We start from the raw sequence: 24,322 nt of genomic DNA on the forward strand, positions 1-24,322 counted from the left end.
ACATCACCGCCGACGCCGACCTCGGTCTGGAGGACGGCGCCCCCCTCGCCGTGTCCGCCGATGCCGACCTCGACCTCATCGACGGCCTCACCGGCGATGCGCCCATCTCCGCCGACGTGACCCTCGGTACGGTCGACGGCCTCGTCGACGCCACGCTCGATGCCGGCGACATCGGCACCGTCGACACCGGCACCGTGGACGCCGTGCTCGACGCGGCCGACCTCGGCATCGTCGACACCGGCACCGTGGATGCGGTCCTCGACGCGGCCGATCTCGACACTGCCGACCTCGGCATCGCGGACGCGGTGCTGAGCGCCGTCGATCTCGGTGGTGATGCACCGGCCGAGGGCGATGCCGACCTTGCCGTCGATCTCGGCGTGGACCTGCCGGGCGAGGATCTCATCGCCGACGCGGACGTCGTTCTCGATCCGGTCGAGGCCATCGTCGGTGACATCGACATCACCGCAGACGCCGACCTCGGTCTGGAGGACGGTGCCCCCCTCGCCGTGTCCGCTGACGCCGACCTCGACCTCATCGACGGCCTCACCGGCGACGCGCCGATCTCCGCCGACGTAACCCTCGGCACGGAGGACGGCCTCGTCGACGCCACCCTCGACGCCGGCGACCTCGGCACCGTGGATAGCGGCACCGTGGACGCGGTCCTCGACACGGCCGACCTCGGCACGATCGATGCCGGTACCGTGGACGCGGTCCTCGACGCGGCCGACACCGGCACCATCAATACCGGCACCGTGGATGCTGTTCTCGACACTGCCGACCTCGGCACCGTGGACGAGGTGCTGGGCGCCATCGATCTCGGCGGAGATGCACCGGCCGAGGGCGATGCCGACCTTGCCGTCGATCTCGGCGTGGACCTGCCGGGCGAGGATCTCATCGCCGATGCGGACGTCGTTCTCGATCCGGTCGAGGCCATCGTCGGCGACATCGACATCGCCGCCGACGCCAACCTCGGTCTGGAGGACGGTGCCCCCCTCGCCGTGTCCGCCGACGCCGACCTCGACCTCATCGACGGCCTCACCGGCGATGCGCCGATATCCGCCGAGGTGACCCTCGGCACGGAGGACGGTCTTGCTGACGCCACGCTCGACGCCGGTGACCTCGGCACCGTGGATAGCGGCACGGTGGACGCGGTCCTCGACGCCGCTGACCTCGGCACCGTCGATGCCGGGACCGTGGATGATGTGCTGGGCGCCGTCGAGCTCGGCGGTGATGCTCCGGCCGAAGGCGACAGCGACCTTGCCGTCGACCTCGGCGTGGATCTGCCGGGCGAGGACCTCGTCGCCGATGCGGACGTCGTTCTCGATCCGGTCGAGGCCATCGTGGGTGACATCGACATCGCCGCCGACGCCGACCTCGGTCTGGAGGACGGCGCCCCCCTCGCCGTGTCCGCCGATGCCGACCTCGACCTCATCGACGGCCTCACCGGCGATGAGCCCATCTCCGCCGACGTGACCCTCGGCACGGAGGACGGCCTCGCCGACGCCACGCTCGACGCCGGAGACCTCGGCACCGTGGATAGCGGCACGGTGGACGCGGTCCTCGACACGGCCGACCTCGGCATCGTCGACCCCGGCACCGTGGACGAGGTGTTGGGCGCCGTCGATCTCGGCGGTGATGCACCGGCCGAGGGCGATGCCGACCTCGCTGTCGATCTCGGCGTGGATCTGCCGGGCGAGGACCTCGTCGCCGACGCGGACGTCGTCCTCGACCCGGTCGAGGCCATCGTCGGTGACATCGACATCACCGCCGACGCCGACCTCGGCCTGGAGGACGGCGCCCCCCTCGCCGTGTCCGCCGATGCCGACCTCGACCTTCTCGACGGCCTCACCGGCGATGCGCCCATCTCCGCCGACGTGACCCTCGGCACGGTCGACGGTCTCGCCGACGCCACCGTCGACGCCGGAGACCTCGGCACCATCGACGGCGGCGCGGCGGATGCTGTTCTCGACACGGCCGACCTCGGCACCATCGACGCCGGGACCGTGGACGAGGTGTTGGGCGCCGTCGATCTCGGCGTGGACCTGCCGGGCGAGGACCTCGTCGCCGACGCGGACGTCGTTCTCGATCCGGTCGAGGCCATCGTCGGCGACATCGACATCACCGCCGACGCCGACCTCGGTCTGGAGGACGGCGCCCCCCTCGCCGTGTCCGCCGATGCCGACCTCGACCTCATCGACGGCCTCACCGGCGATGCGCCCATCTCCGCCGACGTGACCCTCGGCACGGTGGACGGCCTCGTCGACGCCACGCTCGACGCCGGAGACCTCGGCACCGTGGATAGCGGCACCGTGGACACGGTTCTCGACGCGGCTGACCTCGGCACCGTCGATGCCGGCACCGTGGACGCTGCCCTCGACGCGGCCGATCTTGCCACTGTCGATGCCGGCACCGTGGACGCCGTTCTCGACGCGGCCGACCTCGGCACCGTCGACACCGGCACCCTGGACGCGCTCCTCGATGCCGGTGACCTGGGCACCGTCGATGCCGGTACCGTGGACGAGGTGCTGGGCGCCGTCGATCTCGGTGGTGATGCACCGGCCGAGGGCGATGCCGACCTCGCCGTCGATCTCGGCGTGGATCTTCCGGGCGAGGATCTCATCGCCGACGCGGACGTCGTTCTCGATCCGGTCGAGGCGATCGTCGGCGACATCGACATCGCCGCCGACGTCGACCTCGGTCTGGAGGACGGTGCCCCCCTGGCCGTGTCCGCCGACGCCGACCTCGACCTCATCGACGGCCTCACCGGCGATGCGCCCATCTCCGCCGACGTGACCCTCGGCACAGAGGAGCCGGTCGCGGCGGACGACACCCTCGCCCTGTTCGACGCGCTCGACGCCGAACTGGAAACGGCAGTCAAGCCGGATACCGACCTCGGCGGTGACAGCACGATCGACCTCAGCCTCGGCACGGAGTCCATCGACGAAGCCATGTCGACACTGGACCTCCTGTCCGGCTCCCTCGACGACGCCGCCACGACCGCCGACTTCGACCTCTTCGACGCCGGGTTCGGCGATCTGGCGGTCGTCGCCAACGATCCGACCGCGTTCGACGGCAAGCTCGGAGGAGGGTTGGAGCTGTAATCGCTGAGAGATGAGCACCGCACTGCGTCGCCTCGTCCATCACATCGCGCGAGTTCGCCCTTTGGGCGAACTCGTCGCGTTGACGATGGCCCTCAACGTCCTCGGCCTGTGCGTGCCCATCGTGGCCTCACAGGTCTTCGGCCGCGTGCTGCCCAATCCGGGATCGGCGACGCTGTCGGTCCTGGCGCTCATCCTGGTCGCCTGCGGGGTCGCGGAGGCACTGCTGCGATACGCGCGCGCCGCCATCATGGCCCGCGCCGGCGCCAACTTCGCCGGCGCCACCACCCACCGCGTCCTCACGATGGTCCTCCTCGGCGAGCCGCCGCGCGGCGGAACCACCCCGGCCCAGAGCCTCGATTATCTGGCCGCGATCAGCCAATTGAAGGACCGCTATAACGGCCAGATCCTCGTCAGCATCGTCGAGCTTCTCTTCCTGCCGATGATGATCGCCGTCATCCTCACCATCTCCGTCACCGCGGGGGTGATGGTCAGCACCGCCTTGGTGATCTTCGCCGCGGTGACGCTGAGAGAAGCCCTCCAGATGAAGGGCGCCGCCCATGCGGCCAAGGCCATGAGCGAGGCGCGCTACGGCACCTTGTTCAGCCTGCTTTCGGCGATCCAGGCGATCAAGGCGCTCGGCATCGAGGACACCATGCTGCGCCGCTACGAGACGGTGCAGGGTGCGGTCACCGCCGCCAATCACAAGCTCGCCCTCGCGAGCGGACGGCTCATCACCTCCGGCCCCATCGCCAGCCAGGTGCTCGTGGCCCTCGTCCTCGCGTTCGGCGCGCTCTCGGTCGCCAACGGATCCATGACGATGGGCGGCGTGACGGCCATCGTCATCATCGCCAGCCGGCTGATGGCCCCGGTTCAGCGCGCCGTCTTCGTCTACGTGCAGATGCGCGATGTGGAAGCGGCGCGCGTCGCGGTGCAATCGGTGCTCGACCGACCGCTCATCGCCAATCCGGTCGAAGGGCGCTCAGCCCCCAACGAGGGCCGCGCCCAGGTCGACGACGTCACCGTGTCCCACAACGGGGTGGTGATGTTCGAGGGCGCCAACCTCACCATCTCGCCCGGCGAGGTGATCGCCTTGTCGGGCGCCGATCCCAAAGCCAACGCCGCGCTGATGCATGTGATTGCCGGCATCATCGCGCCGACGCGCGGCAGTGTCCGGCTCAACGGCCTCGCCCCGACCGAAGTGCCGCAGAGCGATCTCAACAGGTTCGTCGGCTATGTACCGCCCCACGGCAGCATGTTCCGCGGCACCATCCGCGACAACATCACCCGCTTCGGTGAAGTGACGTCAGACGCGGCGATGGAGGTCGCCGAGATCCTCGAGATCGACGACATTCTGAAGACGTTGCCCAACGGGCTCGACACGGAACTGATGGGCGGCGCCAACGAGACCATCGCCCCCGGCCTGGTGCAGCAGCTCGCCTTGGTGCGGGCGCTCGCCACGCGGCCCCGGCTCATCCTCTTCAACAATGCCGACCGCGGGCTCGACCAGGAGGGCTACGCCAAGCTCCACCGCTTCGTCGGCAAGATCCATGGGCAAGCCTCCTTTGTCATCCTGTCCGACGACGTGAACCTCCTCGGCTATGCCAACCGGAGATTTACGTTGACGCGGTCGGGACTGGTACGGACCGAGGGCTTCGAGATGCGCGAGCGCACCGCCTACAGAGACGTCAAACTGTGAGCGCGGCAGAGCGGCGGCCAGGTTCGCCGAGCCCTGCGACGGGCCCCCGTGGCGAGGCGACCGAACGCACCGCCTCCACCCGCACCGGCGCGCGCGCCCTTGCGCTTCGCGACGTCGCGGCGGAGCGCCAGTTGACGCTCCCATCCGCCGCTGCTGCGCAGCGTGTCGCATCTCCCGGCGCGGCGGTGGGTGCGACGAGCGCGACCTCATCCGGCGCGCCGAGACCGGCGGCGCCGCCGTCCGCACCGGCGCCATCACGCGCGGCAAGAACCGTGGCAAAACCTGTGGCGCACGCCGTGTCGCGGCGGGCCACCGGCGTATCCCAGAAGGCTCCGGCCGTCCTCAAGACGGAGCTCGCACGGCTCGAGGTGGCGATTGTCCGCCTGACCGGGGCGATCGACCATGCACGCGGCCAGGCCCGACCGGACGATGCCGCGCCCCACTCCGGCACGGGGTGCACCCGCCTCTACGCGGCGCTGTCGCTCGTCACCGGCATCGACCAGTCGGTGCGCAACCTCCTGTCCGCATTGCCGCCTACCGGGGACAACGCGCCTCTGACCGCGCAGAATGCCGCCCGCGCGATGGCTTATCTCGGCCTTGCCGTGCGGCGCGAGCCCAGCCGCGCCGCAGCGACCGCGCTCACCCGCGACGGCGAGTGGACGGGCGGGCCCAGTCTCTTCATCCCCGACGCATTGGGCGGCGAGCCCGTGGTCGTGTTCGCATGTCCGGACACCGGTCAGGGCCGGGTCATCGGCTTGTCGGGCCCCAGCCGTCTCCTCGTGCCGGGATCATCGCTGGGGCCAGGCACCCTGTGGTCCTTTCACCCCGCCGACGAGCATCGCCTCGACGCGAGCCAGCGCGCCCACACGGGCGCGTCCTGGTTCCGCGCGCTCCTGTCCGGGTTCGAGCAGGCCGGCCTCGCCCTTCTCCTGTGCTCGCTCGGCGTCGCGCTGGTGGCGCTGCTCATCCCGTTCTTCACCATCCAGACCTATGCGCAGGTGATCAGCCTCGGCTCGCCAGTGCCCATGCCGGGCTTCATCATCGGCATGCTGCTCGCAATCGCCATCGAGGCGGCGCTCCTGACACAGCGCAAGTCCATCGTCGCCTTTATCGCGGCGCGGGTGGACTACCTCATCGGCACCATGTCCTTCGAGCGACTGCTGAAGCTGCGCGCCTCCCTGTCGGAACGCTCAGCCGCCACCGACCAGGCGTCCCGTCTGCGCACAGTCGAGAACATCCGCGACTTCGCCACCGGCCCCGGCTTCGCGGCCATCATGGAAGCGCCGGCGAGCCTGTGCGCCGTCGCCGCCATCGCGGTGCTGGCGAGCTGGGTCGCCCTCGTCCCGGTCATTGCGATCCTGGCTCACATCAGCGTCTTCGCCCTGATGCGGCGGCAAGCGCGGATCCGCACCAGCATCGCCGCGGACGAATCCACGGAGATGCAGCGCATCACCATCGAGACCTTCGAGAAGCGCGATGTCATCCGCGAAGCCGGCCTGTCACACCAATGGTCCGAGCGCATGGTGAGCTGCGCGCGGCGGCAGCAGACCGCGCAAATGGGACTCCGCCTGATCGGCGCCAGAGCCGAAAGCCTCTCGACGCTGGTGCTGATCAGCGCCACCGCGCTGCTTCTCATCGGCGGAACGCGGGCGAGCTGGGCCGGATTGATCGGGCCCGGCGGCCTCCTCGCCATCATCATCCTCGGCCTGCGCGCGTTGACGCCGTTCCATACGCTTTGCCTCTCGGTCCTGCGGTTCGAGCAGCTCTCCAACGCGGTGAAGCAGCTCAACACGCTGATGGACCTTCCGACCGAGCGCGACCCGACGCGGATCTATACGGACCTGCGCGCCCCCAGCGGTGCGGTGACCTTCCTCAATGTCGGCTTCCGCGGCGGCGATACACGCCCCGTCTTCGTCGGCCTCGACCTCGACATCGCGCCGGGGGACAAGGTCGCCATCACCGGCGCGAACGGCACCGGCAAGACCACGATCCTGAAACTCGTCCTCGGCCTTTCCGACCTCGCCCTCGGCGCGCTGCGGATCGACGGCGTGGACCTGCGCCAGCTCGCGGCGAACGACCTGCGGCGCAAGATCGCCTACATCCCGCAGTCGCCGAAGCTGTTCCCCGGCACGGTGCGCGAGAACCTCCTCTTCGCGAGCCCCCTCGCCAGCGTCGAGCATCTCGCCCGCGTCGTTCAGGATTGCGAGATCGAAGAGCACCTCAGCACCATCTCGGGCGGGCTCGACGCGCCGTTGTCTGCGGTGGAGATCGAGGCGCTGCCGGCCGAGCTCGTCACCAAGATCGCCATCGGCCGCGCCCTGCTCGTCAATGCGCGCGTCATCCTGATCGACGAGGTGCCGAACGGGCTGCTGGACGGGCCGGTCGGCAACCTGGTGCGCAAGCTCATCGTCAATGGCGGCCGGATCTCGCCGGACGAAGCCGGGCCGATCGCCGCAGGTGAGCCGGCGCGCGGACGCGCCACCATCGTCTTCGTCTCCCACCGGTCCGACTTCTTGTCGCTCGCCCAGCGCGTCGTCGCGCTGCGCTACGGCAAGGTTCCCACCATCTCAACGCCCAAATCGCTGCTGGAGAGCAGAGCTTTATGACCGCCTCGGCCATCGATACCGTTCCCGTGGCCGGTCTCGACGAGACCGGCGGATCATCCCGCGCCGTCTCCACGGTCGACCTCGCCGCAGGCCGCAGCGGCACCGCCTTCGCGCTGACCCATCCCGTGCTGGTGGAGGAAACGGAGGCCGCGCGCTCGCTGCGCCACGTGGCGCTGTTCGTGGCCGCCTCCCTCGGCGCGCTCATCACCTGGGCGGCGATGGCGGAAATCCACGAGGTGTCGACCGCCAGCGGCATGATCGTGCCGTCCGGGTTCGAGCGCGTGGTGCAGCACTACGAAGGCGGCATCATCCGCGAGATCCTGGTTCGCGCAGGGGACCGCATTCAGGAAGGTCAGCCCCTCTTCCAGCTCGAAGACGGCGCCACGGGGGAAGACCTCGACGTCGCCGTGCGCCAGAAGGCCGACATCGACGCCCAGATCGAAGGGTTGACGGCGCTCACCACCAACCGCGATCCCGACTTCTCCGCGTTCGACGCCGAAACGGCGACACGCGCCGCCGACTATTATGGCAGCCGCAAGGACGCGAACACGAAGGAGCGCGGCCTGATCCAAAGCCAGATCGAGCAGGCTCGCGCCATCCTCTCCAGTTACGACGCGCAGCTCGGCGCACTGGCCGACGACAAGGCCTTCGCCGAAGAGAACTTCGCCCGGATCGAGGGTCTCGTCCAAAAGGGTTATGCCACCCGCTCGGTGCTCGCCGAACGCCGCAAAGCGGTGATCGACGCTGAAAACGCCATCCGCATCGCCATCGAGAAGAAAGCGGCCGCCGCCGAGCACCTGAAGGAGACCGAGCAGAACCTCGTCTCCTTCGACGCCCGCTTCCGCGCCGATCTGTCGACGCAGATCGTGGACTTGCGCTCGCAGCTCACCGCCATGACGGGCGATGTCAGCAAAAAGACGCGCCGCCAGCGCCGCCTCACGGTCACCTCACCCGTCAACGGCCTCGTCAAATCGCTCAACGTGACCACCATCGGCGGTGTCATTTCCCGCGGCGAACCGCTCGCCACGATCGTCCCGCTCGACGAGAAGCTGACCGCCGAGGCCGATGTTCCGGTGAGTGAAATCGGCTACTTGCGCGTCGGCCTGCCCGCCCATGTGAAGGTGTCGGCCTTCGACTTCACGCAGTTCGGCTGGATCGAGGGGACGGTGAGCGAAATCTCGCCCTCCTCCTTCGCCGACCAGGGCCGCGAGCCCTACTACAAGCTGCGCATCGACCTCGAAACGGATCACCTGCCCGGAACACCGTCGGCCCGCATCTCGCCCGGCATGGTGGTGGCCGCCGATATCATCACCGGCGAGCGGTCGGTCCTGTCCTACATCCTCAGCCCGGTCTCGCGCGCGATGAAGACCGCCTTCGCGGAGCGTTGATCCATGGATATGGCTGGAACGGCGGCAACTGCGAAGGCGAAAGTCCTACTGGTAGACGACGACCGCACCGCGCTCATGATGATGGAGGGCGTGCTCGATTCGCTCGGCTATGCGGTCACCACCGCGGGCAACGGCGCGGAAGCCTTTGCCCTCCTGCGCGAAACGCCAGGCGCAGCCGACATCGTCGTCACCGACCGGATGATGCCGGTGATGGACGGGCTCGGCCTGACCCGGCGGCTGAAGCGCGAGGCGTCGACGAAGGATATCCCCATCATCATCCTCACCGGCGCCAAGGACCCGGAGGACGTCAGCGCCGGGCTCGAGGCTGGGGCCTTCTACTACGTCACCAAGCCGCCCGCGGAAGCCTTGGTCGCTTCCGTGATGGCCTCGGCGCTGAAAGAGATCGGCCGGCAGCGCAAGGTGCGGTCGGACCTTTCGGGTCATCAGTCCGCCTTCCGCAACATGGAGGTCGTGCGGTTCCGCCTGAGCAAGCCCGACGAGGTGGAAGGCGTCGTCTCGATGATCGCCAGCATGCAGGAGGCCTCCGACAAAGCGATCCAAGGCATTTACGAGCTGATCCAGAACGGCATCGAGCACGGAGTCTTGCGGTTCGGCCTCGCCGCGAAGTCCAAGCATCTGGCCGACGGGACATGGGAACGGGCACTGGCCGAGCGGGCGCGCGATCCGGCCTACGCGAACGGTTTCGTCGAGGCGACGGGGATGCGCCGCGAGGATGGACTCTACATCAGCGTTCAGGACAACGGACCGGGGTTCAACTGGCGGCCCTTCCTGTCGACCGACCCGAGCCGGTCCAACGCCAACTGCGGCCGCGGCATCGCCCGCGCCGCCAACTTCGCCTTCGACCGTCTGTCCTACGATGCGACGGGAAACAAGGCGGTCGCGATCCTCCTCAACACGCCGAAAATCGTCTGGTAGCCGGGCAAGCACCCTTCGGATTGGAACGGCTGTATGCCGGCGAAACCTGGCGTCGCCGTTGCGCATCATGGGCGCCGACGTCGGCAGCAGCCGACTTCACGGGAGAGCTACGGTTCTGCGGTAGACGGTCATGCAGGTTCGAGGAACGATAAGAGAGGGGCAGCGTTTTCCGCTCCTCGTTGTCCGCCTTTCACCGCTGCAGGTCGGGGCCCCGAGTCCCGAAGCGCGAAATCGTTCCCGGCATCATGGACATGGCAGGGTTGCGCCTGGTTTTCAGGCAGCACCCTTTACGTGCACAACAAGCGCCATTAACGTAGTTTACAAGAGCCTTCACAAGGCTCTGCGATCAGCCTGATCGCCCTTTGTAGATCGCACGGGCCGGACAACGCGCCGCCACGGCCGCGCTGTCGAGCGCCATCCCGTCTGTGCCTGCCGCGTGGCACCTTTGCGCGGCGGATCACACCAGGAGCCGATGACCGGACCGCTTGCCTCCCTCCCCGTCATGCCGATCCCGCGCGGGACGTGCGGCGTTCGGGAGGGGTGCGGCTTCGGCGTTCATCATGCTCGCGCAGGCGGCCGCTCGGCCGCCGTTTGGCGCACGGTCCTGATCGCAGAGCCCGCAGACCGGGCTCATCCTCTGTAACCTGCTGCATGGCCGGCCTCGTCCGATGCGCGCACCGCGCAGCGGAGGGGGACGGCTGTGTCTCGACATGTCCAACTGCCGGAGACACTTGATGACACGTTCTTTGACCCGCCGCCTGAATGCGGGCCTCCTCGCCGCCACGGCCCTCGCCGCGGCCCCGATGACGGCCGCCCCGGCTTTCGCTCAGGAGACGGTCAAGGTCGGCTTCGTCTACTTCCTGTCGGGCGCGGGCGCGGCCTATGGCGACGGCGCGCGCAAGGCCGCCGAACTCCTCGTCGACGCGCTGAACGAAGGCGCGGTCCCGGCCCCCTACGACAAGGTCGGCATCAACGGCGTGCCGCTCGAGGCGATCTACGTCGACGAGGCGGGAAGTGTGCGCAACCAGATCGCCGAATATCGCCGCCTCGTCGAAGCCGAGGGCGTCGACATGGTACTGGGCTACACCTCCTCGTCCAACTGCAACGCGCTCGCCCCCATCGTGGAAGAGCTGCAGACGCTGACCAACTTCTTCCACTGCGGCAATCCGGGCCTGTTCGAGGAAGTCGATACCGAGCCCTTCTACGCCATCCGCTCCGCACCGATGGGGACGATGGATCAGGTCGGACTCGCCCGCTACATCGCCGAAACCCGGCCGGACGCGACCACCTTCTCCGGCGTGAACCAGGACTATTCGTGGGGGCAGGACAACTGGGCCGAATTCCAGGCGGCCATGTCCGCGCTGAAGCCTGACGCCGAATTCAAGAACGCGCTCTTCCCGCAGCTCGGCGCCGGTGACTACGGCTCGGAACTTTCCGCCCTCGCCTCGGACCCGGCCGACATCACCTACGTCTCGTTCTGGGGCGGCGATGCGGACGCGCTGATGCTGCAGGCCAACTCGCGTGGCCTCGGCATGTCCACCGACTTCGCCTTCACGCTCGGCACCGGCGTCATCAACGGGCTCGGCCAGAACACCATTGCCGGAACGATCGTCTCGGGGCGCGGGCCGAACTCCTATCTCGCCAAGGAGACCGAGCTCTCCACCTGGTTCGCCGACGTCTACCAGGAAGCCTATGGCGCCTACCCGCCGCTGTCGGCTCACGTCGCCGCGCAGGGTCTCATCGGCGTCAAGGCCGCCGCGGAGGCGACCGGCACAGAGGAGGGCACCTATCCCGAGACGGACGCCATCGTGAACGCGATGAAGGGCAGCACCTTCGAGACCTTCAACGGCTACCCGATCTCGATGAACCTGCACGACGGCAACCAGGGGACCTCGGCCATCGCCTACGGCACCTACACCGGCTGGGACTCCGAGACCGACATGCCGGTCATCGAGGACGTGCGCGTCTACGAGGCGGAATGCGTCAACCCGCCCGAGGGCGTGAAGGCGCTGGATTGGATCGAAGGGGGTTTTGACGGCGCCACCTGCTGAGGCCGGCGCACGCGGCGGCCGCCGTGCCGCCGCACCCGCCCGCCCCCCCGCATGACTGAGTGGCGCGGGCAATGAGACGGCGACCGGCGTAGCGCCGTGAGCGACTGCGCCGGAGACCCGCAACAACGACCGCAGAGACCGCGGGGACCCGCCGCGAAGGCAGGGCGCGACGGCCCGCCGCAAAGGCCCTGCGCGGATTGTCGTTCCGGGCCGCGCGCGGCCGAACCGCTCGCGGCCGGTGTTCGCACCGGCCACCGCGCCCCGCGATCTGCGGCCTCCTCCGTTGACCTGACGCTCGTCGCCGGTCGCATCCGGCCCGCTCGTTCCGCGTCCGCTCTCGCTCGCCGCCCCTCTCGCCCGGCCTCGACCCGCACCGTCCAGAGAACCGATGAACCAACTTCAGATCATTCTGATCGACGGCATCCAATATGCCGGCTGGCTCTTCCTCGTCAGCATCGGCCTCACCCTCGTCTTCGGGGTGCTGCGCCTTCTCAACATCGCCCACGGCGCCTTCTATGCGCTGGGCGCCTATGTGGCGGCCTACGCCATCGGCCTCGCCGCCCAGAACGGCTTCGGGACCGGGGTGCAGCTCCTCGCCGCCTTCCTCGGCGCCATCGCCGTCGGCGGGCTCATCGGCGTTCTGGTCGAGCGCACCATCCTGCGCCGGCTCTATGACCATCCCGAGGTCATCACCCTCTTCGCCACCTACGCGCTGTTCCTCATGATGGAGGACATCACCAAGCTCGTCTTCGGCGGACAGCCGCTCTACGCCTTCCAGCCGCGCAACGCCTTCGGCATGGCCCAGGTCGGCCCCCTCGCCTATCCGGTCTACGACCTCCTCACCGTGGTCGCGGCGGTTCTGGTCGCCGTCGCGGTCTGGGTGGTGCTCAACCGCACGCGCACCGGGCGCTGCGTCATCGCCGTCGTCAACGACCGCGAGATGGCCGCCTCCATGGGCGTCAACGTCACCGCCATCATGGTTGCCACCTTCGTCGCAGGCACCGCGCTCGGCGCCTTCGCAGGGGCCGTCACCGCGCCCAAGATCGCCGTGGCGCCGGGCATCGCCGTCGAGGTCGTGGTGCTCGCCTTCGCGGTCATCGTCATCGGCGGGCTCGGCTCCATCGGCGGGGCCGTGGTCGGCGCGCTGGTGGTCGGCATCGCCCGCGCGGCGGCGACCCACCTCGCGCCGGACTTCGCGGTCTTCGCCGTCTACGCGGTGATGGCGCTGGTGCTCGCCGTTCGCCCCTACGGGCTCTTCGCCCGCCCGCTCGCACGCAAGATCTGAGGACCGATATGCGACGTCTCGTCGATCCCACGATCATCGCCATCCTCGCCGGGGCGCTGGCGCTGACCTTCGCCCACGGCCTGATGCCGGGCTGGGTGATCTACATGCTCCAGCTCGCCCTCGCCGCGGCGCTCCCCGCGCTCGGATGCATGATCCTCCTGCGCTCCGGCCTCCTCACCTTCGGTCAGGGCCTCTTCTATTTCATCGGCGCCTATGGTGTGGCGCTGACGCAAAGGCACCTCGGCCTGACCGACGCCTTTGCCGGCCTCCTCCTCGGCGCCCTCGCCTCGGCGCTGGTGGCCACCATCGTCGGCACCTTCCTGGCGCGCTATCGCGGCATCTTCTTCGCGATGCTGACCCTCGCCTTGTCGATGGTGGTCTACGGCATCGCCATCAAGATGGACCTCTTCGGCCGCTCCGACGGGCTGAACGTCTCCCGCCTCACCTATCTCGGCGTGGTGCCCGGCCGCGAATGGGCGACGCCCGCCCTCTTCGTCTTCTGCATCTGGGTCTTCGCCGTCGCGGCGGTGATGACCCACCTCTACCTCACCTCCCGCTTCGGGCGGATGCTGTCGGCGATCCACGACAACGAGACGCGGGTGGAATATCTCGGCTGGTCCGTCGCCAAGGCGGTGCACGTGAGCTTCATCGTCGCCGCGGTGCTGGCGAGCCTGGGTGGAACGCTGGCCGCCGCAGCCGCGCGCTACGCCGACCCGAGCCTCGCCTTCTGGACCACCTCGGGCGAGTTCGTCTTCATCGTGCTCATCTCGGGCATCGGCAACGTGCTCTCGCCGCTCTTCGGCTCGGTCTTCTTGGAGGCGCTGCGGGCCTACGCCTCCACCCATTTCCCCGACGAGTGGCAGCTCGTCCTCGGCGCGGTGATGCTCGTCATCATCCTGTTCCTCCCCAAGGGGCTCGGCCACCTCTTCGTGCTCGCCAAGCGCGCCGTGGTGAGGCCCGTCGCGGGCAAAAGCCTGCCCGCCAACGCAAAGGAGCGGTCATGACGGTTCCCATCCTTGAGTGCCGCGGCATCGCCAAGTCCTTCGGCGGGTTCGCGGCGGCGAGCGGCATCGACCTTGCCGTCGAGGAAGGCGCCATGGTCGGCGTGATCGGCTCCAACGGCGCCGGCAAGACGACGCTGCTCAACATCGTCTCCGGCCACCTGAAGCCGAGCAAGGGCAAGGTCTTCTTCCGCGGCGAGGACGTGACGGGGATGCCATCCCGCCGCCTCGCCCGGCGGGGCATCGCGCGCTCCTTCCAGGTGCCGCAGCTTTTCGCCTCCGCCACCGCGCTGGACAACATGATGATGGCGCTCAGCCTCCTCGCCCGCCCGCGCGGCGAGATCCTGTCGCGCTTCGGCGACCGGGCGCTGGAGGCCGAGGCCCACGCCGCACTGGTGGAATACGGGATCGACGACACCGCGACGAGCCTCGTCTCCGAGCTGCCCCAGGGAACGCGCAAGCTTCTCGACATCGCCATGGCGACGGCCGCGGAGCCGAGCCTGGTGCTGCTCGACGAGCCGACCAGCGGCGTGTCCAACGAGGAGAAGAACGAGGTGATGGAGCGTCTGGCGGCCCGCTTCCGGGCGCACGGCACCACCGTAGTGTTCATCGAGCACGACATGGACATCGTCGAGCGCTACGCCACGCGCGTGGTCGCGCTGACCGACGGCACGGTGATCGCCGACGGCACACCGCAGGAGGTGTTCGCCCACGATCAGGTCGCGCGGGTGATCATCGGCGCCCCGGTGCCCGGCCGTGTGACCGAGGGCGCGTCAGGGGGCGCGTCAGGGGGCGCGATGACGGCATCCGGGGGCGCGGCCGGCTCCCCGCCCTCGCCGGGCAGCGCGGCGAATGAACCATCACCAACGCGCGCGGCCGGTGCGCCCGCCGCACAGCCTGTGTCCGGGGGCGGCGACGCTCTGACGCCGTCGCCAGGGCGCGCGGTGAACGCAAACGCGTCCGGGGGGGCTTCCTGATGCTGGTGCTGGACAACGTGTCAGTCTCCATCGCCGGGGCGGACATTCTGCGCGGTGTATCGCTGGAGGTTCCGGCGAACGCCTTCGTGGGCCTCGTCGGCCGCAACGGGGCGGGCAAGACGACGCTGATGCGCGCGGCGATGAACCTCGTCCCGGCCAGCGGCGGGCGCATCACCGTCGCCGGTGAGGACACGACGCGGGCGGCGCCGCACATCCACGCGCGCCAGGGCGTCGGCTACATGCCCGAGGACCGGCGCCTGGTGGCGGACTGGACGGTGGACGACAATGTGCGCCTCCCCGCCTGGGCCGCGCGCACGGCGGACGCCGAGGCACGTGTGGCGCGGATCTACGATCTTGTGCCGGAGGTGGCGCGGGTGCGCGGCCAACGAGCGATGCAGCTTTCCGGCGGTCAACAGAAGCTTGTGGCGCTGGCCCGGGCCTTCGTTGCGGGGACGCGGCTGATGATCCTCGACGAGCCGTTTGAGGGTGTCGCCCCGGCGTTGGTGCAGCGGCTCGTCGAGATCCTGTCGACGCTACGAGAGGAAAGCGACCACAGCGTTCTGATCTCGGAATCCGACGCGCTCTACAGCCCGCCGCTGGTGGACCGAACGTATACGATCGAACGCGGCCGGGTGTCGGCGGCGTGACGGGCGGGGCGGGCGCCGGGGGTGCCCGCCTGTCCGCGGCGGAACGGCGGCACTATCCGTCGCGTCTGTGGGCCGCTCAATGCTTCTCGAAGCTGTACGCGGATGCAAGCTGGTTCTCTGCGGAGCTGGCAACCCAGCGATTGCGCAATGTCTCCAAATTTTTGACGCGCTCGCTCAGACCCAGCAGTTTCGCGTCGACCTCGATCATCAACTCATCGATGAGTTGCTCGATCTGGCGGCGTGCAGCGATCATGCGCTCTGCCTGCTCGCCAGGCTGGGGGATCCTTCGTCCCAAAGCGCGCGCCTCATCCAGCCATTCCACGATCGCCATGCGAAGGTCGGTGACGGCCTCCGCCTCGGTCGCCCCGTCGCCGCGGCATCCGACCAAGTCGGGCGCTATCGCAGTGAAGCCCCCTCCGTCCTCATCGTTCAAGGGAAGGATGACAATCGGATAGGATTGGTTCGTCACGGCTATTCCTTTCCCATCGCGTAGTTGATATGCGCGCGGCATAGTCCGCAGAAGTCACGGATATAGGGCGGTTTGATCGGCTTCCTGGCTGGAACGACCAGAAGCCCGTCAACATGCTCGCTCGACACCTTGTAATGACTCCCTGATGTAGGGGGAGAGAACCTAAGCCCCAAACCGCGTGCAACCCGGCCGATATCATCAATCGTCCAGTCTGCCCGGGGATTGCTTTCCATCGCCTCAAGTGCCTTGAGGGCTCTTTTTCTCAACGGCGGCAATGGTTCTTCATCGCTCGGCTCGCCAAGATCGGTCGCGGGCACATCGCCTCCATCAGCCGTCGAAGTCCGACGACAGCACCCTTACGGAGATGTAAGCAAGGAGCAAGCGGTATGGACACGCGCACGTTTAAGGAACCTGCGTCGCCGTCTCATCACGGTCAAAATTGTGCGAATTATAGTGAGGCTGGGTGCCGCTAATGCATTGAGCCCTAACACCACCACTTCACTTTGGGAAAACGGTGGTAGCGGAGGAGGGACTCGAACCCCCGACACGCGGATTATGATTCCGCTGCTCTAACCAACTGAGCTACTCCGCCGACGCCCGGGCTAAATCGCCTCAGACGGGCCGAAAGTCAAGCGCCCGGGCGGGGAAAATTACGCCGTCCGGCGGAAGTTCAACAGCGTGATCAGACCCACCGGCGGCAGCTCCTCGCGGCTCTCCAGAACGAGGCCGGGCGTCTCCATCACACCGTCGATCGGCATCGACGGGTTCCAGCCCAGACGCTTCGCAAACGGCGTCAGAACGCGGTCCGTCACCTGCCAGGGGCCTTTATCTGCCTCGAAGTGGCTGGCGATCATCACGATGCCGCCCGGCTTCACCACACGCGCGAACTCGCGCATCACCTGCGCCGCATCCGGCACGGCGGTGATGGTGAACATGCACACCACGCCATCGAACGAGGCGTCGGCGAAGGCGAGATTCATGAGGTCCATCTCCAGGATGGCCTCGACGTTCTTCAGCCCCGCGTCCACACGGCCTCGGGCGATCTTCAGCATGTCGTGCGACAGGTCCACGCCGACGAGATCGACGTTGTCGCCGTAGAGCGGCAGCGCGGAGCCGGAGCCGACCCCCGCCTCGAGGAAGCGGCCGCCGATCGCATTCACGCGCTTGGCGGCGATCTTGCGCGCCGGCACGGTTGGCGTGGCGATGAATTCGTAGATCGGCGCCCAGCGCGCATACGCCGTCTTGACGTCGCGGCCCTCGACGGAGCGGTTGGTGGAGGTCGTCATCCGTGTCCTGATCGTCTTGTGTCCGCCCCGTCACGGGCCCGCGGACACGGGGGTCTGATTTCGGCCGCCGCAGACGACGGCCCCGTTTCACGCGCCCGCCGGCACATCTTCTCCGCGGCGGCCGGCGCCTCTCGAAGGCCGCCAGCCAGCGCCTGCATATGCGCCCGCCAGCGCCTTCCTATGCGCCCGCGAGCGCCCTCGCGTCACGCACCCGCAGGCACCGTCTGTCCTGCCTCGGCAGGCGCGGCGCCCGCCTCGGCCCGTGTGCGGCAGATGAAGCCGCCGCCGAGGATTTCGGCCCGCGGCGCATCGGAGGCGTAGAGCACGCACGCCTGGCCCGGCGCCACACCCTCTTCACCATCGGCGAGTTCCACAACGAGCCCCTCCACCGTCCGGCGCACCAGCCCCGGACGGGGCGGACGCGTCGAGCGTACGCGGGCGTAGATGGGCACCTCGTCGCCGAGGTCCATGGGGTCGCCCAACCAATTGGTGTCACGCAGAGTGATGGCGCGGGTCTTCAGCGCCTCGCGCGGGCCGACGATGATCTCGTTCGCCTCGGCGTCGATCCGCACCACGAAGAGCGGTTCGCCCACGGCGATGTTGAGGCCGCGCCGCTGGCCCACCGTGTAGCCGATCACGCCGGCGTGGGTGCCCAGCACGCGGCCGTCGATATGGCGGATCGCGCCCTCTGAGGTCGCGTCCGGCCGCATCGCCGCGACGATGCGCGAATAGGACCCGTTGGGGACGAAGCAGATGTCCTGGCTGTCCGGCTTGTCGGCGACGACGAGGCCCATCTCGGACGCAAGCTCGCGCACACGGTCCTTCGGCATGTCGCCGAGGGGGAAGCGCACATAGTCGAGCTGCTCGGCCGTGGTGGCGAAGAGGAAGTAGCTCTGGTCGCGCTGGGCGTCGAACGGGCGGAACAGGCGGCGCCGGCCGCGCTCCACCCGGCTCGCCACATAATGCCCGGTCGCCAGCGCCGAGGCGCCCAGCGTCTGCGCCGCGGCCAGAAGGTCGGTGAACTTGACCGTCTGATTGCAGGCGATGCAGGGGACCGGCGTCTCGCCGCGCGCATAGGCGTCGGCGAAGGCGGCGATCACGCCCTCCTGAAACCGGCTCTCATAGTCGAGCACATAATGGGCGATGCCGATGCGCTCGGCGACGACGCGCGCATCGTGAATGTCGGACCCCGCGCAGCACGCCCCCTTCTTCTGGGTGGCGGCGCCATGGTCGTAGAGTTGGAGCGTCATCCCGACGACGTCGAATCCTTCACGCGCGAGAAGTCCCGCGACAACGGACGAATCGACTCCGCCCGACATCGCGACGACCACGCGGTGGTCCTCGGGTCGGCCGGGAAGGCCCAGTGAATTGGTCGATACGGACGAATGCATCACGACCGTTAGCTAATAACAAACCGCTCTGAGGGCAACGTGTCTGCAACGCGGCAGGCCGCGCCGCCACATTAGCTTCGCGTTAATCTGAGTCGCGGCTTATCGTGAGAACAAGAAGTTGGGCGTATGTCGAGGCGTCATGTCTGAGTATCCACAGCCGCGTTACCGTTATGTCATCGGCCCCGATGGCACCCCCCTCACCTTGGCGGACCTTCCCCCCAAGGACACCAAGCGCTGGGTGATCCGCCGCAAGGCCGAGGTCGTCGCGGCGGTCCGCGGCGGCCTGTTGTCCATGGACGAGGCGTGCGAGCGCTACACCCTGACGGTCGAGGAATTCCTGTCATGGAATGCGCTGATCGACCGTCACGGTCTGGCCGGCTTGCGGGCCACCAAGGTGCAGCAATACCGCGCCTGAGCGCGTGACACATGGGCCGGACCTCACGGGCTGGCCGAACAAAGGAGGGCCGGATCGCGGCCCTTTTTTGTGCCTGCCTCTATGCGCCGGAAACGGACGCGCCCGTCAGGCGGAAATCTCCACCGTCTCAAGGGCGCGCACGGTCGTCCCGTCCCGGCCGATACCGCGGCGCGTCAGGTGAACGCTGCGCTGGTCGGTGTCGATGTCGATCATCGCCCACGCCCCCGGCGGATGGTGCGATCCGTCCGACGACGCGGACGGCACACCCACCACGGCGGCCCGGCCGCGTGGCGTCTCGATATGGGTCAGAGACGGCTTGTGGGTGTGGCCGTGAAGCACCAGGTCGGCACATCCCGCAGCCAGCACCTCGCGCACCGCCTTCACGTCCGTGAGGCCGCGTCGTCCGGACGCCAGATCGCTGTCCGGCGGATGATGGATCATCACCACCTTGAAGGCGTCGTCGTGCCGGTCGAGCAGCGCGGCGAGACTGCCGAGCTGCGCCTCCCCCACCCGCCCGCAGGCCATCAAAGGCGGCGTTGCCACGGCGGTCGAGACGCCGATGAGCGCCACCGCCCCAAGCCGCCGCGCGAACGGAAACTGGCCGCCCGGAATGTAGGGCCCGTAAGCCTGCACCGCCCGCCCCGCCGCGCCCGGCACATAGGCGTCGTGATTGCCCAGAATGACGCTGACCCGCTGCGGCGGCCCCAGCCGGTCCAGCCACGCCCGCGCCGCCTGCACCTCCGCATCGGTCGCGACGTTCACGAGATCGCCGGTCACGCAATAATGGCTGGGATTTTGGGCGCGCATGTCGGCAAGCAGCCGCTCGAGCACGTCTTGGCCGAGCGCGGCCTTGCGGTTTTTTACCCAGTTCGCGTACCCGAAGGCCCGCTTGGACAGGAGCTCCCCCACACTCGGCTTCGGAAAGGGGCTGAGGTGCGGATCGGACAGGTGAGCCAGTCTTATGCGCATGATCGTCCTTGCACGGCGCCTCGCGACGCCGCACCCATGCCGTGATCGACGCGGCCCCACCGCGACCCCGTCCGTTTGGTGAACTTTCTGCCCCGGGGGGTGACTTGGGCGGATCGGCTTATAAATTCATTCTTATTCATTGATCGATTCGGATATTTTTTGCTGGGAACTGGGGGACAATTTGGGTCTTTCTCGTGCGCTGCGGTGGCGTGTCGCCGCCCTGATCAAACCGCCTGTGAGCCTTGGTGTTCGACTTATCGTTCGCGATCCGGCTGACAATATCCTGCTGGTCCGGCACACTTATACAGGCGGCTGGCACATTCCGGGCGGCGGAGTCGACGTGGGCGAAACCGCCGCCGAAGCCGCCGTGCGCGAATGCCGTGAGGAAACAGGATACCAGGTCGACGCCCCGCTATCCCTCGTCGGCGTTCACTTCAATCGCAGCTACTCGAACCGCGACCACGTGGTGACCTTCACCGCTCACGTGAGCGATCACCTGAGCGAGGCGGCGCTGCGCCCCCAGGCCATCGAGATCGCCGAGGTGATCACGGCGCCGATCAACGACCTGCCGGAGGGGACGACCGAGCCCACCCGCCGCCGTCTCGCCGAGGCCTACGAGGGGGTTCCGTCGCGCACCGACTGGTAGGCACGCGCGGTATGGCTGATCAGCCACCGGCTGGACACACCCGCGATACGACATCAAGCCAGGGAAGATCGGAAGAGGTGGAGGCGACGGCCGGAATCGAACCGGCGTACACGGATTTGCAGTCCGCTGCGTAACCACTCCGCCACGTCGCCTCAGGACGGCAGCACACCGGCTGCCGCTGAGGGGTCGCATACGCCAAAGCCGCGCGAACCACAAGCCTGACGTCGATTTGAATTAGCCCATGCACCCTTGGTCCACAAGCTGCCGCAAACGAGGAGCAGCGTCGATGCAGGACCTCTGACAGGGCTTTGAGTTCACCTTTAAAGTGCTTTTCCCCACACGTGGCGCGCGCTACCTCTCGGCGAGCCGGGTTCTAGCGGCACGCGGCCACAATTCTCGACGAGGGTCACAACCATGACCGATCTGGTCTCCGCCGAGGCCCGCCTCAGCCCGACGATCCGCGAAGATTGGCAGACCGGCTCGGTGATCGACGTGACGGTCTCCGTCACCCGCCCCATCAACGGCTGGCAGGTGGACGTGGACGCCGGGGGAACGATCGTGAATATCTGGAATGCCGTCGTCGTCTCGCGCGAGGGGACGCATTACCGCCTGGCCGCGGCGGACTACAACGAGCAGATCCGCGCCGGCACCAGCATCGAGTTCGGCATGCAGATCGACGGGAGCGGCGATTTCCGCCTGCTCGGCGCCGAGATGAACCTCGCCGCGGACGTCGCAGAGGCCACCGCGACGGATACGCAAGGCCCGGTGACGGCGGACGGCATTCCCCTCCCCCCCGTGTCCGACGGGCCGATCCCGACGCCGGGCGCCGTGCCCCCGCGCGCCGACCAGGCCAGCCCCGCACAGCCCGCCGGATCGCCGACGCCGCAGCCCGCCCCCGCTGCCCCCGCGCAGGACGGCGGCGGCGGCCCCGCCTTCACCCTTTCGGTGTCGTCCCCCACCGTGGTCGAGCCGCAGGGACCGGCCATCGACCTCGAGGCCTTCCCGCCCGGCCCGTTCTCCGCCGACGGTGCCCACATCGTCGATTCCACCGGCGCACGGGCCGAGATCAACGGCATCAACTGGTTCGGCTTCGAGACCGAGATCGCCGTGGCGCACGGCCTGTGGGCGCGCAACTGGCGCGACATGATGGACGACATGAAGTCGCTCGGCTTCAACACCATCCGCATCCCCTTCTCGGGCGATTTCGTGGCGACAGGCGGCGCCAACGTGTCCGGCGTCGACCTCGGCTTCAACCCCGACCTCGCCGGCCTGACGGGGATGGAGATCCTCGACCGCATCGTCGACTACGCCGACACCATCGGGCTGAAGATCCTGCTCGACTATCACCGAGGCAAACCGGGCGGCGGGCCGAACGACAACGGCCTATGGTACGGCGACGGACGCACCGAGGCCGACGTCATCCGCGAGTGGCAGACGATGGCGGCCCGCTACGGCGACAAGCCCGCGGTGATCGGCGCGGACCTGATGAACGAGCCGCACATGGCCACCTGGGGCGACGGCTCGGCGACCGACTGGGGCGCCGCCGCAGGCCGCATCGGTAACGCCGTGCTTCAGGCCGCGCCGGACTGGCTGATCGTCGTCGAAGGCGTCTCCGTCTACGAGGGCGACCCCTATTGGTGGGGCGGCAACCTGCAGGGCGTGGCCGATCACCCGGTGCGCCTCGCCGACCCGTCCAAGCTCGTCTACTCGATCCACGACTATCCGCCGTCGGTCTTCAACCAGCCCTGGTTCAGCGACGGGCGCAGCCTTCCCGAGGTCTGGGACAAGAACTGGGGCTACATCGTCAAAGAGGGGATCGCGCCGGTTCTCGTCGGCGAGTGGGGCAGCTTCCTCGCCACCGCAGCCGACCGCGCCTGGGCCGGTGAGCTCGCGGACTATATGCGCGACCTCGGGACGCCCTGGTTCTGGTGGTCGCTCAACCCCAACTCCGGCGACACCGGCGGCCTCTTCGCCGATGATTGGACCACCGTGCGCCCGGAGGTGCTCACCGTCCTCGATCCCTTTCTGGACGAGACGCGGCCCGCCATCGCCCTCGACGCCTCCGCCTCGTCCACCGACGCGACCTTCGTGGTCTCGCTGGATGCGCCGGCGCAAAGCGACATCCTGATCAAATATGCCACGACCGACGGGACCGCCGAGGCGGGCAAGGACTATGTCCCCGTCGCCGGCAGCGTCATCTTCACCGCCGGTACAATGGACGCCACCATCAACGTGCCGATCCTGCCCGACGTCGATCCCGAGGGCGACGAGTTCTTCTACCTGGTTCTCGGCGCAGGCAGTGGCTCGCAGGCGTCCGGCACCGCCGTGATCACCGAGGACGGCGCCGCCGGTGACCGCACCGCCAGTCGCAGGCCGGCTCTTCCGACGCTGGATGTCGCAGGCACCGTCTTCGCCGAGGGCGCCGACCATGCCCAGTTCCGCATCGTCCTCTCCGCCCCGACCGACCGCGACATCGACTTCGACTTCCGCATTCGGGCCGAGGACGGGTCCTATGCGCCGGGTTCGGCCGTGATCCCGGCCGGCAGCCGCGAGGCGATCCTGGAGGTGCCGGTGGACGCAGAGACGGGCCGCCGCTTCACCCTGGAGCTGACCGCCGCCGACGGCGCCGCCATCCGCGACGGGCAGGCGACCGCGCGCATGGCCGATCCGGGGCCGGTCGCCACCGCCTCAGGCGCATCGCCCACGGCCGAGACGCAGCTCACCATCGACCTGATCCTCGAGAAGGACTGGGGCAGCGGCGCGCTCTTCAACGTCATCCTGAAGAACATCTCCGACCAGCCCGTCAGCGCCTGGTCGCTCGCCATGGATCTGCCCTTCGACATCGCCGAAATCTGGGACGCGGGCGTGGTCTCGGACGTCGGTGACCGCGTGACGCTGCAGAACGAGGCGTGGAACGGCACCATCGCGCCCGGCGAGGCGATCCATTTCGGGTTCATCTCCACGGCCGGCGAAATCCTGCTGAACCAGATCATTTCCGGAGCCGACTTCGCGCTGGTTGTTCAATAATCGCGCAATATCTGATGAACGGATAGGCGCACCATGCGTTGTGTGGGGACGGCGGGCAGCGGCCCGCCGAAGACCATCCCATGACCACAGGCCGGGACCCCGAACCGGGACCCGCCGGCCGCTGGTCCGAACGCTTGGAGCGCTCGATGAACACGACCAATACGATCATCACCATCATCATCGTGGCCTTGATCGCGGCCGGAGGCGCCTACACCCTCGGCTACTTCGACGAGACGCCGATGGAGCAGTCCGGCGAGGCGATCGACAACGCCGCCGACAATGCGGCGGATGCTGCGGACGATGCCGCCGACGCGGCCGGTGACGCCGCCGATGCGGCCGCCGACGCCGTCCAGCCGGCCAACTGAGGCCGCACGGTAGCGCGCAGGTGCACCCCTTTGAGGCGCCGAACGATTTCGTCGCGCGGCGCCGAT

19 protein-coding genes and 2 tRNA genes are annotated in these 24,322 nt (G+C 68.4%); 14 read left to right on the forward strand and 7 right to left on the reverse strand.

Going from position 1 to position 24,322, the window contains the following annotated elements:
• The 10 genes from BIX52_RS23315 to BIX52_RS20035 all read left to right on the forward strand — a co-directional run.
• Positions 1-3,101, forward strand: a 3,101-nt coding sequence (locus BIX52_RS23315; RefSeq protein ID WP_075222885.1) for a beta strand repeat-containing protein, incomplete at its 5' end; no start/stop codon positions are given.
• 10 nt (positions 3,102-3,111) lie between these two features.
• Positions 3,112-4,797, forward strand: coding sequence for an ABC transporter transmembrane domain-containing protein (locus BIX52_RS19995; protein ID WP_083660583.1), 1,686 nt, complete (start codon positions 3,112-3,114; stop codon positions 4,795-4,797).
• A 272-nt stretch (positions 4,798-5,069) separates the two neighbouring features.
• Positions 5,070-7,403 carry an ATP-binding cassette domain-containing protein gene (locus BIX52_RS20000; protein WP_139312824.1) on the forward strand — a complete coding sequence of 778 codons (2,334 nt, stop codon included), beginning with the start codon at positions 5,070-5,072 and terminating at the stop codon, positions 7,401-7,403.
• Positions 7,400-8,791, forward strand: coding sequence for an HlyD family type I secretion periplasmic adaptor subunit (locus BIX52_RS20005; RefSeq protein WP_075222888.1), 1,392 nt, complete (start codon positions 7,400-7,402; stop codon positions 8,789-8,791). The genes BIX52_RS20000 and BIX52_RS20005 overlap by 4 nt, the downstream gene beginning before the upstream one ends.
• A 3-nt stretch (positions 8,792-8,794) precedes the next feature.
• Positions 8,795-9,727, forward strand: coding sequence for an ATP-binding response regulator (locus BIX52_RS20010; RefSeq protein WP_075222889.1), 933 nt, complete (start codon positions 8,795-8,797; stop codon positions 9,725-9,727).
• 734 nt (positions 9,728-10,461) lie between these two features.
• Positions 10,462-11,778 carry an ABC transporter substrate-binding protein gene (locus BIX52_RS20015; RefSeq protein WP_157956285.1) on the forward strand — a complete coding sequence of 439 codons (1,317 nt, stop codon included), beginning with the start codon at positions 10,462-10,464 and terminating at the stop codon, positions 11,776-11,778.
• A 388-nt stretch (positions 11,779-12,166) separates the two neighbouring features.
• Positions 12,167-13,063 carry a branched-chain amino acid ABC transporter permease gene (locus tag BIX52_RS20020; protein WP_075222891.1) on the forward strand — a complete coding sequence of 299 codons (897 nt, stop codon included), beginning with the start codon at positions 12,167-12,169 and terminating at the stop codon, positions 13,061-13,063.
• An 8-nt stretch (positions 13,064-13,071) separates the two neighbouring features.
• On the forward strand, positions 13,072-14,067 hold the full coding sequence (locus BIX52_RS20025) for a branched-chain amino acid ABC transporter permease (RefSeq protein WP_075222892.1): 996 nt from the start codon (positions 13,072-13,074) through the stop codon (positions 14,065-14,067).
• Entirely contained in the window at positions 14,064-15,041 is a 978-nt protein-coding gene (locus BIX52_RS20030) for an ABC transporter ATP-binding protein (RefSeq protein ID WP_075222893.1), read from the forward strand. Before BIX52_RS20025 ends, BIX52_RS20030 begins: the two co-directional genes overlap by 4 nt.
• Positions 15,041-15,688 (forward strand): ABC transporter ATP-binding protein, encoded by a 648-nt coding sequence (locus BIX52_RS20035; RefSeq protein ID WP_075222894.1) that lies wholly within the window; start codon positions 15,041-15,043, stop codon positions 15,686-15,688. Before BIX52_RS20030 ends, BIX52_RS20035 begins: the two co-directional genes overlap by 1 nt.
• A gap of 76 nt (positions 15,689-15,764) precedes the next feature.
• On the opposite strand, the gene BIX52_RS20040 is transcribed toward BIX52_RS20035, so the two are convergent.
• From BIX52_RS20040 to mnmA, 5 genes are all read right to left on the reverse strand, one after another.
• Positions 15,765-16,157: a type II toxin-antitoxin system HicB family antitoxin gene (locus BIX52_RS20040; RefSeq protein ID WP_075222895.1), complete on the reverse strand. Its 393-nt coding sequence runs from the start codon at positions 16,155-16,157 to the stop codon at positions 15,765-15,767.
• 2 nt (positions 16,158-16,159) lie between these two features.
• Positions 16,160-16,474: a hypothetical protein gene (locus BIX52_RS23040; protein ID WP_205647865.1), complete on the reverse strand. Its 315-nt coding sequence runs from the start codon at positions 16,472-16,474 to the stop codon at positions 16,160-16,162.
• A gap of 198 nt (positions 16,475-16,672) precedes the next feature.
• A tRNA-Met gene (locus BIX52_RS20050) sits at positions 16,673-16,749 on the reverse strand.
• Between the two features lie 58 nt (positions 16,750-16,807).
• Positions 16,808-17,443 (reverse strand): class I SAM-dependent methyltransferase, encoded by a 636-nt coding sequence (locus BIX52_RS20055; protein ID WP_075222897.1) that lies wholly within the window; start codon positions 17,441-17,443, stop codon positions 16,808-16,810.
• Positions 17,444-17,646: 203 nt separating this feature from the next.
• Positions 17,647-18,834, reverse strand: coding sequence for a tRNA 2-thiouridine(34) synthase MnmA (mnmA, locus tag BIX52_RS20060; RefSeq protein ID WP_075222898.1), 1,188 nt, complete (start codon positions 18,832-18,834; stop codon positions 17,647-17,649).
• A 139-nt stretch (positions 18,835-18,973) separates the two neighbouring features.
• Between mnmA and sciP the strand changes: the two genes are divergently transcribed.
• Entirely contained in the window at positions 18,974-19,249 is a 276-nt protein-coding gene (gene sciP, locus BIX52_RS20065; RefSeq protein WP_075222899.1) for a CtrA inhibitor SciP, read from the forward strand.
• A gap of 105 nt (positions 19,250-19,354) precedes the next feature.
• On the opposite strand, the gene BIX52_RS20070 is transcribed toward sciP, so the two are convergent.
• On the reverse strand, positions 19,355-20,218 hold the full coding sequence (locus BIX52_RS20070; protein ID WP_075222900.1) for a metallophosphoesterase family protein: 864 nt from the start codon (positions 20,216-20,218) through the stop codon (positions 19,355-19,357).
• A gap of 139 nt (positions 20,219-20,357) precedes the next feature.
• Here BIX52_RS20070 and BIX52_RS20075 point away from each other — a divergent pair, with 139 nt between their 5' ends.
• Positions 20,358-20,864: an NUDIX domain-containing protein gene (locus BIX52_RS20075; protein WP_245803247.1), complete on the forward strand. Its 507-nt coding sequence runs from the start codon at positions 20,358-20,360 to the stop codon at positions 20,862-20,864.
• Positions 20,865-20,942: 78 nt separating this feature from the next.
• Here BIX52_RS20075 and BIX52_RS20080 read toward each other — a convergent pair.
• Positions 20,943-21,016, reverse strand: a tRNA-Cys gene (locus BIX52_RS20080).
• A gap of 262 nt (positions 21,017-21,278) precedes the next feature.
• On the opposite strand from BIX52_RS20080, the gene BIX52_RS20085 reads away from it, so the two are divergent.
• Together BIX52_RS20085 and BIX52_RS20090 are read left to right on the forward strand one after the other, a co-directional pair.
• On the forward strand, positions 21,279-23,891 hold the full coding sequence (locus BIX52_RS20085) for a cellulase family glycosylhydrolase (RefSeq protein WP_075222902.1): 2,613 nt from the start codon (positions 21,279-21,281) through the stop codon (positions 23,889-23,891).
• 146 nt (positions 23,892-24,037) lie between these two features.
• Positions 24,038-24,256 carry a hypothetical protein gene (locus BIX52_RS20090; RefSeq protein WP_108676638.1) on the forward strand — a complete coding sequence of 73 codons (219 nt, stop codon included), beginning with the start codon at positions 24,038-24,040 and terminating at the stop codon, positions 24,254-24,256.
• Positions 24,257-24,322 lie beyond the last annotated feature (66 nt).

Origin of the sequence: Acuticoccus yangtzensis (assembly GCF_001927245.1) — a bacterium.
GTDB lineage: Bacteria > Pseudomonadota > Alphaproteobacteria > Rhizobiales > Amorphaceae > Acuticoccus > Acuticoccus yangtzensis.